At 45.8% G+C, this 11,137-nt stretch carries 13 protein-coding genes; 2 read left to right on the forward strand and 11 right to left on the reverse strand.

What is annotated here, in order from left to right:
- Nucleotides 1-175 precede the first annotated feature (175 nt).
- The gene (locus ACNA7P_RS10365; RefSeq protein ID WP_416258559.1) at nt 176-760 is read right to left on the reverse strand and encodes a pseudouridine synthase; all 585 of its coding nucleotides are present in this window, start codon (nt 758-760) and stop codon (nt 176-178) included.
- A 78-nt stretch (nt 761-838) separates the two neighbouring features.
- On the opposite strand from ACNA7P_RS10365, the gene ACNA7P_RS10370 reads away from it, so the two are divergent.
- Both ACNA7P_RS10370 and ACNA7P_RS10375 read left to right on the forward strand, forming a co-directional pair.
- A complete protein-coding gene (locus ACNA7P_RS10370; RefSeq protein WP_416258560.1) occupies nt 839-1,684 on the forward strand; it encodes a hypothetical protein in 846 nt (281 codons plus the stop codon).
- 195 nt (nt 1,685-1,879) lie between these two features.
- Nucleotides 1,880-2,758: a glucosaminidase domain-containing protein gene (locus ACNA7P_RS10375; protein WP_416258561.1), complete on the forward strand. Its 879-nt coding sequence runs from the start codon at nt 1,880-1,882 to the stop codon at nt 2,756-2,758.
- A 24-nt stretch (nt 2,759-2,782) separates the two neighbouring features.
- Here the strand turns inward: ACNA7P_RS10375 and ttcA are convergent, their stop codons facing one another.
- The 10 genes from ttcA to ACNA7P_RS10425 all read right to left on the reverse strand — a co-directional run.
- The gene (gene ttcA / locus ACNA7P_RS10380) at nt 2,783-3,724 is read right to left on the reverse strand and encodes a tRNA 2-thiocytidine(32) synthetase TtcA (protein WP_416258571.1); all 942 of its coding nucleotides are present in this window, start codon (nt 3,722-3,724) and stop codon (nt 2,783-2,785) included.
- Nucleotides 3,725-3,987: 263 nt separating this feature from the next.
- A complete protein-coding gene (gene uspE / locus ACNA7P_RS10385) occupies nt 3,988-4,914 on the reverse strand; it encodes a universal stress protein UspE (protein ID WP_416258562.1) in 927 nt (308 codons plus the stop codon).
- Nucleotides 4,915-4,997: 83 nt separating this feature from the next.
- Complete coding sequence (gene fnr, locus ACNA7P_RS10390; RefSeq protein WP_416258563.1) at nt 4,998-5,729, reverse strand: fumarate/nitrate reduction transcriptional regulator Fnr; 732 nt, start codon at nt 5,727-5,729, stop codon at nt 4,998-5,000.
- 59 nt (nt 5,730-5,788) lie between these two features.
- Entirely contained in the window at nt 5,789-6,442 is a 654-nt protein-coding gene (locus ACNA7P_RS10395) for a sulfite exporter TauE/SafE family protein (RefSeq protein ID WP_416258564.1), read from the reverse strand.
- A complete protein-coding gene (gene ccoS, locus ACNA7P_RS10400; protein ID WP_416258565.1) occupies nt 6,439-6,675 on the reverse strand; it encodes a cbb3-type cytochrome oxidase assembly protein CcoS in 237 nt (78 codons plus the stop codon). Before ccoS ends, ACNA7P_RS10395 begins: the two co-directional genes overlap by 4 nt.
- Before the next feature lie 12 nt (nt 6,676-6,687).
- Nucleotides 6,688-9,144: a heavy metal translocating P-type ATPase gene (locus tag ACNA7P_RS10405; protein WP_416258566.1), complete on the reverse strand. Its 2,457-nt coding sequence runs from the start codon at nt 9,142-9,144 to the stop codon at nt 6,688-6,690.
- A gap of 11 nt (nt 9,145-9,155) precedes the next feature.
- Complete coding sequence (locus tag ACNA7P_RS10410; protein WP_416258567.1) at nt 9,156-9,668, reverse strand: FixH family protein; 513 nt, start codon at nt 9,666-9,668, stop codon at nt 9,156-9,158.
- 70 nt (nt 9,669-9,738) lie between these two features.
- Complete coding sequence (ccoP, locus tag ACNA7P_RS10415) at nt 9,739-10,686, reverse strand: cytochrome-c oxidase, cbb3-type subunit III (protein ID WP_416258568.1); 948 nt, start codon at nt 10,684-10,686, stop codon at nt 9,739-9,741.
- Nucleotides 10,679-10,864, reverse strand: coding sequence for a cbb3-type cytochrome c oxidase subunit 3 (locus ACNA7P_RS10420; protein ID WP_416258569.1), 186 nt, complete (start codon nt 10,862-10,864; stop codon nt 10,679-10,681). Before ACNA7P_RS10420 ends, ccoP begins: the two co-directional genes overlap by 8 nt.
- A gap of 3 nt (nt 10,865-10,867) precedes the next feature.
- Nucleotides 10,868-11,137 (reverse strand): cbb3-type cytochrome c oxidase subunit II (locus ACNA7P_RS10425; protein ID WP_416258570.1); only part of this gene is annotated, 270 nt, incomplete at its 5' end.

The raw sequence follows: 11,137 nt of genomic DNA on the forward strand, positions 1-11,137 counted from the left end.
CACCCGACATACCAACGATTACACGAAGTTTCGCATTTTCTTGGCGTTGTGCTGGGGTAGTTAAAGCGCAAATGCGATCGGAAACAGGTGTACTCATGGGGGTGCTCACAACCTTTACGTTAGGGAATTGATAAAAGAGGCGCGGATTTTACCTTTTTTTCGTTATTTAGGCTAGTTAAACAGGGATCTTCCGGTACTCTCCACAAGCCAGATCAGCTAATTTGTAAGGGCCTATCTGGGTGCGGATTAAGCGTAGAGTAGGGTGGCCAATATGCGCTGTCATGCGGCGTACTTGCCGATTGCGGCCTTCGCTAATGGTGATCCTTAACCAAGTATCTTGAATGTTTTTGCGAATGCGCACCGGCGGCGTGCGTGGCCATAACCAAGTGGGTTCTGCAACTATGCTTACTTGGGCAGGTTTTGTAACGCCATCTTTTAACTGCACGCCACTGCGCAGTAGCGTTAATGCTGCAGCGTTTGGTTCGCCTTCTACTAGTACGTAGTACGTTTTCGGCATTTTAAACTTTGGTGACGCAATACGCGCTTGCAAACCACCATCATCGGTAAGCAATAACAGGCCTTCACTATCTTTATCTAAACGCCCAGCGGGATATACATTGGCTACATTAATGAATTGCGCAAGTGTGATATCGTGCTCTTCACCGGTGAATTGGCAGAGTACATTCATGGGTTTATTGAACATCACTAAAGTTGGCGTAGTGGGTTTCGGCCGCGATTTTTTTGCGTATGGGCGTAACAATGTGTTTTCCTAGCATTTTGGCAAGCGAAACCTGATAATAGCAAAAAATTACCTTATCACGAAGGATACAGAGCACGAATGGATAACCAACAACAGCACGATTTCAGCGGTAACGTTCAGAAGGCATTGAACTCCACCGATAAAGTAGATGCGAACAAAGTACTACAAGAGGCGTTCGATACTACCAAAGCCAAACGTAAGCCGGTTGTAGGGGGCCTATTATGGGCTTCATTGGTAACCTTTGCGGCCTTTATGCTGGTGTTTATTATTGCTCAGCTAATGAATATGGATACTGAAGCTGAATCCTTTAATTTGGTATTCTCGGCTGTGCAAGTGATTATTTGGACCCCATTACTCGCGGGTATCCAGTTTATTGCATTGCGAAATGTAATTGCTGCACCCGCTGTGGCGAGGCAAGTATTCGATTACTTGAAACAGCCCTGGAGTTTAATCGCAACTGCATTAATCGCTGCACTGATTGCACAATTACCCATGTTTTTCGGTATTCCAATGTTGTTTGCCATGCTGTGGGCGATATTTTTTCAAATTACTTTTGTACTCAACCTGATGCTAGTAGCTGGTGCGAAAGTTAGCCCGTTGAATGGCGCTTACTATTCGTTCCTACTGATCTCGAAACGCTTTTTTGGCATCTTCATTATCCACTTAGCGCTGTTTCTATTGGCTATGTTGTCGCTGATTCCGGCGATTATCGGCATGGCGTTGCATGGTGCGGGCACAGGTAATGCGTTTTTAGTTGCTGTTTTTGCTGGTGTTTCCGTATATCTAATGATCATATGGGTAATGCCAACGTTCTATCACGCTATCGCCATATGCTATCGCGATATCTTGGGTATAAACAAACATTCTTCAGCGGCAATTTACGATGCAGAAAGTACTTCTAATAATGATGAATTTACGGCTTAAACGCCTATGATTAAACGATATTCGTGCAACTTACGTATATTTATTTAACCATCCGCAGCCTTAGTTGCAACAGCAGAGCACCTTCGGGTGCTCTTATTTTTTGCAAAAATAAGGTAAAGTGTACTTTAGTAGATTGAGATTATGGCAGTGAAACATACCTCTCTTTCGATAAATAGCATCGATTATTGGTGAACTATGCAATTAAAATTTAAGTTGATCGTGGTTATCTTTGTTCTTGCTCTGAGCGCATTAGTACTGAGTTTAGTGTTTGATATGGGTGGTCGTGATATGGCAGAGAAACGTGATGTTACAGCTGAAAAAGCAGTAACCAGCGCGTTACCTCCGGTTACTCTAAAAAGAGTACGTAGAGGTGCAGAATTACCTGCATTTGCAGAGATTCGTGATATTCCCACACGCAAAACAGAGTTTTTCAACTTTTTAATGCCTGCAATTGAAGAACAGAACACACTTATTTTGCAACAACGGAGCCAGTTAGAGCGGTTACATGAAATGCATCGTTCTGGTGCGCAAATTAGCAGTAGAGAGAATCGCTGGTTAAGCGAGTTAGCACTGCATTATCGCGTAGAAACAACCAATCGTAGCGAGATGTTTGCAACTTTACTGCGCCGCGTAGATGTAATACCCGATACCTTAGTGTTAATTCAGGCAGCAAATGAATCTGGCTGGGGTACATCGCGCTTCGCGCGTGAAGCTAACAACTTGTTCGGGGAATGGTGTTGGTCACCGGGCTGTGGAATTGTGCCAAATTCACGGCCAGAAGGGCAAATTTATGAAGTGCGCAAATTTGATAGCGTTACCGCTTCAGTGCGCAGCTATATCCGCAATCTAAATACGCACCATGCCTATCAGGATTTACGCCAAATACGAGCTGATCTGCGTACCGATGGTAAGCAAGTAACAGCGCAACCATTAACACACGGATTGCTGGCCTATTCAGAGCGTGGAGAGGATTATATCCACGAGCTCAATCAGATGATTCGGGTGAATTTGCCAATTATTCGTGATGTAAGAGAAACCTTTAATGAAGGCACGTTGCAGGCGCAAGCACAGTAACTTGCGCTTGCTGTTCAGAACCCCTTAGAGCTTCAGTATCTGTAACTCTGCAGGTGGCTCGGAGCGCTCATCATCTAGCTCATTCTCACCTAAATACTGTCTTGCATCAGTGAATGTGGCCTGATCAAATGCGGTATCACCATTTGGATTGGCAACGCCCGTAGGGGCCAAATTTTTGAAATCAAATAACTTATAATCTGCTAAATGGCTCGGTACTACATTCGTGAGCGCCTTAAACATGCTTTCGATTCGCCCAGGATACTGGCGATCCCAAGTTTTTAATAAATCTTTGATCACTTTACGCTGCAGATTTTCTTGTGAGCCGCATAAATTACAAGGAATGATCGGGTAGTTCTGAGCCGCGGCATATTTGCTAATGTCCTTTTCTCGCACATAAGCAAGCGGGCGAATTACCACATGTTGGCCGTTGTCACTTACTAGTTTTGGCGGCATGGATTTCAGTGCACCACCATAGAACATATTTAAAAACAACGTTTCTAGAATATCGTCGCGGTGGTGGCCAAGTGCAATTTTAGTAGCGCCCAACTGCTGGGCTGTTTTATATAAAATACCGCGGCGTAAACGCGAGCATAAACTACAGGTGGTTTTACCGGCAGGAATTTTACCTTTAACAATAGAATAAGTATCTTCTTCAATAATTCTGAAGGCTACATCTTGCGTGGCTAGATACTCTGGCAAAATGTGTTCAGGAAAGCCTGGTTGTTTCTGATCAAGATTAACGGCAATTAATTCAAACTTTATCGGGGCTACTTTCTGGAAGTACTGCAGGGTAGTGAGTAGGGTATAACTGTCTTTACCGCCCGATAAGCACACCATAATTCGGTCGCCATCTGCGATCATTGCAAAATCTTCTATCGCTTGGCCTGCCGCCCGCCGAATTCGCTTTTCCAGTTTGTTCAAGCTGTATTTCGCGCGCTTACTGGCGTTGCTATCGTTCGTTGCCATTGCCTGTTCATTGGCATCGGGCGTATTAACGATACTCGCTCTCTGAGAGGTATTTTGCATATTTTGCATAGTTACCTACCTACGTAGTTATCTACCTATATAATTACTGAGTGCTTTACCTACTACTTTAGCGAGTGTTTTCACGCAAAATTAGCAAAAAGAAAAGCCGCCTAAATTTTTCGGCGGCTAGTATATCGAGATGTGTGCTTGCTAACAACGTGGAAAGTAGCGCTCTATTGGGTTAATCCTTCATTTGATCTTTACTATTCCTTGGCTAAAGGAGAGCGAAACCCTTCAGGCTTAATGGCCAAAAGATCGCAATCTAGCTGCTCAATAACGTGCTCCGCGGTATTACCAAGCAAAGCGGCGGTAATTCCTGTGCGGCCAATAGTGCCTAGTACAACAAGCTCAGCATCTAGTTCTTTCGCTACTTTGGGAATCTCGTTATCTGGCATACCTTCACGAAGGTGCAAACCGGTAAATTCAACGTCTACTTTACGAGCCACTTCGGCTAACGCAAGTTCGTGATGCTCACGAACACTCACTTGATACTGATGCGTATCAAACTCAGGTATCTCAACGGCTATAGCCGCAGGAGCACCCGGGTAACAGTTTACTAAATGTAAATGTGAGTTGAGTTTTTTACTGATATAGCCAGCCGCTTTGGTAATGCGCTCGTTCAGCGTTTGGTGCACTTCGCTATCGCTACCGGCATTTACCGCAGCTAACACTGAACCATGTTGTGGCCAATCACGATCTTTTACCAACAATACAGGGCATGGCGCTTTCCGTAACAGATGCCAATCCGTAGGAGTAAAAATAACACTATGCAGGGTATCGTGTTTGCGGGTACCTTTAACAATCAAATCGCAATCACTTTCAATAGCTTTGCGAATAATGGCTTCAAACGGACGATGATGCCACTGTACACAGATTTCGATGCGATGTTGGCTTACATCAAACTTCTCTAGGCATCCTTGAATCCATTGTTCACGGTCTGCTACCAGGCTTTGCCGCATCTGTTCACGCTCTTCGCCCGAGAGCATTGTGGTCATTTCATAGGCAAAATCATAAATAGATAAAAATAGGGTTAAGCGTGCCGGCTGTAAACGTGCAAGGTGAAGTGCGCGCGATAGCGCTTTTTGCTCTTCTTGGTTTGGATCGAGAACAACGAGTAAATGTTGGAACATAAATTAAGGCTCCTATTTAGTGTTCTTTCAGTGTAGCCGAAGCCTGTTAAAACGCATAAAAAAGCGTGCCGAAGCAGGCTGGGTTAATTGTCGCAGGGCAGAGCCGGTAATCCAGCAGCTGCGCATAGGTTATCTGGGTTCAATAAGGTTACCAAGCGGCCATTAACGCCAATGTAATCGGCCTTTTGAAACTTACCGAGTAAGCGGCTAACCGTTTCCACCGTTAAGCCCAAATAGTTACCAATTTCGGCTCGTGTCATGGTGAGGCGAAATTCTTTCGACGACAGCCCGCGCGCGCGAAAACGGCTGGATAACTCGATTAAGAAGGTTGCTAACCGTTGTTCAGCTGTGCGTGTATTGAGTAGTGTGAGCATGCGCTTGTCAGCGTTAATTTCATCGCTCATTAAGCGCATGAGTTGGCGCCGTAACGCTGGAACTTGGCCACTTAACATTTCTAAGTTGCCGTAGGGGATTTCGCATACCATGGAAGTTTCCATGGCTTCTGCATAACCTCGGTGCTCACCTGAGCCAATGGCCTCAAAGCCCACTAAATCTCCGGGTAAATGGAAGGCGGTAATTTGCATCTCGCCTTGCCCATTTAAGGTGTATACCTTGATGCTGCCGGAACGAACTGCATATAGCGCTTGCAGCTTTTCGCCGGCACGAAATAGAGTGTCGCCTCGTTGATACGGGCGCTTGCGCTCGATCATGGAATCAAGCTTAGATAGCGATCCTTCATCAAGCGTAAAAGGTAAACATAGCTGGCTAATACTACAATTTTGACAGTTAATGTGGTTGTTCAACTTCTGCTCCATCGCCAACGCATTCCTCTGTAGCCTACTCATCGGAGCCATAGTTGCACCAATGATTGCGCTTAAAATTGCAACTGTTTCGCAGCAATTAATAAAGTAGCTATACCGTAACCCATAAGGAGTATACCTGCAATCCAGCGAAAGCCTTTTGATTGCAATATTCGGGTAATTTTTTGGCTAAATATTCCCGTTAAGAACATAGCGGGAAAGGTACCAATACCAAATAATAGCATAAACCCGGCGCCGCTAGCAGGATTGCCACTGAGAGCTGCCCAGGTAAGGGCACTGTATACGAGGCCACAAGGAAGCCACCCCCACAACATACCGCCTACGAATACGTAGCCCGAAGTTTTTTGCTGCGGGAGTTTCCGAGTAAGCGGTTGAATTCGTCGCCAAAGTACAGCTCCCAACTTTTCTAGCCATAACAATGCGGCATTCCATTGGATAAGATACAAGGCCAGTAGAATCATCATCACGCCGGCCGCGATGCGCAGATACACAAAGCCATTGATACTTACACTGCCAATAGTGCCAAGCGCTGCGGCCACAATAGCGCCGGCAATTGCATAGCTAGTGATACGGCCAAGGTTATACCAAAATAAGCGCAGGGGAGATTGTTGGTAGCCCATTGCTGCAGCTAGGCCACCGCACATCGCTAAACAGTGCCCACTACCCGCTAAGCCCATTAGCAATGCTGCGGCGATATCAATATTCATTCAGTGTGCTTCTCACCTTGCTTGGAATTGGCTTCGTTGGTGTTGGTTGTATCTTGTTTTTGCTGTTTTTTAGCGGCACTTTTCGGTTGCTCGTTATCTTCGTCTAGTAGCACGCTGTAGCCTTGCCGCTCTAGATCGTCGAATTGACCGGTGCGAACAGCCCAGAAGAATATTACGATCGCAATAACCACAAGAATTATTGCGATTGGAACCATCAAATGTAGAATTTCCATAGCGGCCTCAAATTAATCAACATCGCGCATTAAGCGCAGCGAATTGGCCATTACAATCAATGAACTCATCGACATACCTAACATAGCCCATAGAGGCCCCACATGGCCAGTAACGGCCATGGGCAGAATCACTAAATTATAACCAAGTGCCCAGGTGAAATTCTGGCGAATTACTTTGCGCGTTAACAAAGCGGTTTCATATAAACGCCGCAAACCTGCTAACTCACCGGTAAGAATTACAACGTCACTGCCTGATTGAGCAAGATCTGAGCCAGAGGCAAAGGTTACTGAACCATCGGCGCCCGCCAACACAGGGCCATCATTTAGGCCATCACCAACCATCATTACCGGGCCGTTGGTTTGAATTTGCTGTAAATGCAGCAGTTTATCTTGTGGTTTTAAACCTGAGCGCACATCGTGAATACCTAGTTCCGCAGCGAGTTTTTCAGCGCGTAACGCTGAATCACCAGTAAGCATTACAATATCAATGCCGCGTTGTTGATACCAAGCGATCGTTTGCTGCGCATCTTTACGAACTTCATCATCTACTTGCCACTCTGCGAGCACCTGCTCATGGTTGGCAAGAAATACGTTTGCTTTGCTTAACTGCGGTGCAAAATTCGGATGCAGCTCTTGAATAAAGGCGAGGCTGCCCATCCGATATTGTTGTTTATTGTATGTTCCAGCGATGCCTGCACCCATCATATTGGTAACATCGTTAACCGGTTTAGTTGCAGCCAAACGTTGAAATGGTTTCGCCAGCGGATGTTCTGAGTAACTTTCCATACTTGCGGCAATAGTGAACACGGCAGATTCATGAGTGCGAGCATGAATACGGTAGGCCACAATACTGAACTTACCTTTGGTGAGCGTGCCGGTTTTATCCACACACATGGTTTTGATTTTTGGCAAAGCTTCCAGTAAAACCGCATGCTTGATTAAAATACCGGCGCGATTCAAACGGCTAACGGCACCGCTCATAGCGGTAGGCGCTGCTAGCGATAGTGCGCAAGGGCAGGTGGCCACTAGTACTGCTAGGGTTACCCAAAATGCTTTGCTTGGGTCAATAAAATACCAGCTCACTAGCGTAAGTGTGGAAATAATTAAGGTTGCAGCTACAAAGTACCGGCTTACCACATCGGCAAAACGAACAAATTTTGGTTTTTGCTCTAGGGCACTATCTTGTAGGGCAATAATCCCCGAGAGTAATGTGTTCTGCCGTGTTGCTGTGATACGCAACATGATTGGGCTATCTTGATTAATACTACCGGCATATAAGGTTTCAAACTGTTGTTTTTGTACTGGCCGGCTTTCGCCCGTAAGTAACGCTTCATCGCACCACGCTTGGGTACCTAATAGCTCACCATCAGCTGGAATCGTATCCCCGGGGCGCACGCGAATTACATCGCCGGGCTCAAGGTATTTCACCATTACTTGCTGCCAATCATTGTTAGTTTGGCGCTCGGCGATCGCGGGAATCAACTTCATTAAATTGGCAGCATTGGCCACTGCTTTATGGCGCGCCTGCATTTCTAGGAAGCGCCCCGATAATAAGAAAAAGGCGAACATGGTAACGCATTCATAATACACATCACCGGTATCGGTAACGGTGGCGTAAAAACTTGCCACAAAAGCCACAAACATAGCTAGGGCAACCGGTACATCCATATTTAGCGTACGAGAACGTAATGCTTTAATGGCATTCACAAAAAATGGCTGGCAACTATATACAATTACGGGTGCTGTAAAGAGCAAGGAGAGCCACCAAAAGTACAGGCGGGTGGTGTTATCGATATCATCAAAATAGAGGCCAAATGCCACCATCATGGTTTGCATAGAGGCAATGCCAGCTACGCCCAAACGGCGAATGTAGCCACGGCGCTTTTTCTCAAAACTAGCTTCTAAATCCGCTTGCTGGAAGGGTAAGGCTTTATAACCCACTTGCTGAATAGCCCGCAGCACATCGCTTAAACGCGTTTGTTCAGCATCCCATTCTACCTGCACACGCTCGGTAGCAGAGTTTACCACAACTTTACGAATGCCTTGTAAATGTTGCAGCTGGCGTTCAATTAGCCACGCGCAAGCAGCGCAGGTCATCCCTTCAATCGCTAAGGTGGCGGTTTGCGCGCTGCCATTCGCATATACAAATTCGCGTTGAATATCGGGGTCGTCATAACGCACTAAATCCGCATCGAGGGCGAGCAGTTCTTCAGGTATCAGTGGCAGTTCGCCAGGATTTGTTTCGCGGTACTTATAAAAATGGGTAAGGCCTTGATCAACAATGGTGCTCGCTACCGAATGGCACCCATAACAACACATGGGCTGTTCAGTACCGCTAATCTCCACGGTAAGCGATACACCTCGTGGCACTGGCTGTTGGCAATGGAAACAATGGATCACGCCAAGGCTTGGCTCTGCCTTGGCATGTTCGCCGGTAGGGCTGTGGGTAGCATCGATGATTCTTGCCACGATCTTATCCCTCAAATACCGTAGTTTTCTGGAAGTAAGGTTATTCTTTCTGCTGTAGGCAGCTCAATATTCTGGCTTACGCGCCATTCTCGATCAAAAGGTTCGATATCTACGCGCCAATTACCATATAACTCGCGCGGCAATTGGAATCGATATGCGCCATCTGCCGAACGGGTTAAACGCATTTCAATGTCGAAGTTATGAGTAGTAGGGTGGAATAGGGTAACCATTAAGGTACCACTATTTTCTGGCTCACCAGAACGAAACTGAATTATTAGATCAGTGTTTGAGATATCAGCGTAAAAGGAGATATTTCGTTGTTCCGCCACAGCAACTCGCTGCATTTGCAGGTTTATGGTTCTACCTTCATTGTAGTAGTCGTCTACTACCATCGAGATAGGATTTCGATAAATGAGTATAGCGGTAACGATACACGCAGTGATCACCGCGCATTTCATAAAAATAATGTACCAAACCCAACTTACTTTATACCAAGGTACTTGCTCACCGTTTTTTAACTGCATTATATAAAACTCCGATTAATAAAAAGCCCCGGGCTAACGGGGCTTCCTTGCCTTGGTTCAGTAGTATGGATTAATCAGCTGAGATACCTAGCACATAACCCGAAAGGATTTTCACCTTATCTTCACCAAGTGTTTCACTAAATGCTGGCATTACACCGTTGCGGCCATGCCGTAACGTTTCTTCAATTGCCCGTTGCGAACCACCGTATAACCATACATTATTGGTTAAATTGGGTGCACCTAGAGCAATATTGCCTTTACCATCTTGGCCATGGCAAGCCGAACAAACCGCAAACCGCTGTTCGCCAGCTCTGGCTAAATCACGATCTACTTGTCTACCCGCTAAACTGAGTACATAAGTAGCAAGTTCGGTAATTGCTTGGTCGCCAAGTTCTGCGTATGCGGGCATCTGCGCACGCCTTCCATTCATTAAGGTGGTGTAAATATTCTCTGCGCTGCCACCCCAACTGAAAATACCATCAGTGAGATTAGGGAAGCCTTGCGAACCGCGAGCATCCGAACCATGACACTGAGCGCAGTTCTGTAAGAACAACCGCTGGCCAATTCGAAATGCATCTTTATCTTGCGCAATATCTTCAATATCCATCGAAGCGTATTGCTGGAAGATAGGCCCATACACTTCTTCAGCACGGGCTCGTTCACGATCATAAGCGATATTCAAGCCCGCTTCACGAGCGTTAATCACTGCTTGGCGTGAATCTTCCAGTGAGAGTACATGTTGGTTTGAACTCTGCCAGCCCAAAAGCCCTTTAAAGTTGCCTAAACCAGGGTAGAGAATGAGGTACAGCAAACCCCAAGCCAAGCAAATCCAAAATAACACGGTCCACCAAGTAGGAAGCGGGTTGTTGAGTTCGATAATACCATCAAACTCATGCCCCATGCTTTCACCTTCTTCTACATCCGTGAAGTTCTTCATGTTCCATCTTAGTAAAATAGCTATTGCCACTAATGAACCAAGAGTAAGAACGATAATCCACCAACTCCAGAAGCTACTCATTGTTTTTTGACTCCTGTTTCTCGCGTTTTGCTAAATCTTTTTGCTTATCTTCATCGAAGATTGATTCGGCAGTACGCTCAAACTTATCTTTGTTTTTTGGCCAAAATGCCCACCCGATGATCACAATAATCACGATAAACACAATGGCAGTTTGAAATGCTTGAAAAGCAGCGCCCATAATTTACCTCAGTGCAGTGCCCAAGGATTGCAGATAAGCAATTAATGCTTCCATTTCTGTTTTTCCTTGTACTGCTGCTTGTGCCCCTTCGATGTCCTCATCGGTGTAAGGCACGCCTAAAGTTCTAAACGCACGCAATTTCCGCGCCGTTAGTTTTCCATCGAGAGTGTTCTCTGCAAGCCATGGATATGCAGGCATATTGGATTCAGGAACTACGGCACGAGGATTTACCAAATGCACATAATGCCATTCATCGCTATACCGGCCACCAAC

The organism is Aliidiomarina sp., from assembly GCF_047920995.1.
Lineage (GTDB): Bacteria > Pseudomonadota > Gammaproteobacteria > Enterobacterales > Alteromonadaceae > Aliidiomarina.